Annotated in this window: 1 pseudogene; it reads right to left on the bottom strand. The window is 72.9% G+C overall.

The annotated features are described in order from the left end of the window. Positions 1-299, bottom strand: a pseudogene (locus ACSNOG_RS33145) (NAD-dependent malic enzyme); the annotation flags it as partial.

Genomic DNA, 299 nt, shown 5'->3' with positions numbered 1-299 from the left:
GACGGCGGCGGTCTGGCGGGCGATGCCGGGCTCGACCTCGGGGTCGGGGTTGGCGAGCGCGAAGACGATCGCGTTCTGGGCCATCGCGGCGACGTCGTCGCCGTTGAGGACGTTGGGGGCGGAGACGCCGATGAAGACGTCCGCGCCGCGCACGGCTTCCTTCAGGGTGCCGGTGATGCCTTCGGGGTTGGTGTTGTCCGCGATCCAGCGCAGCGCGGTCTGCGGGCCGGCGTCGACGAGGTCGGGGCGGTGGGCGTGGACGACGCCGTGGATGTCGGCGACGACGGCGTGCTTGACGC

The organism is Streptomyces sp. URMC 124, from assembly GCF_051386455.1.
In the GTDB taxonomy this organism is placed as follows: Bacteria; Actinomycetota; Actinomycetes; order Streptomycetales; family Streptomycetaceae; genus Streptomyces.
Note: the sequence above shows the minus strand (reverse complement) of the source record. Positions and strands in the feature narration are given on the sequence as shown.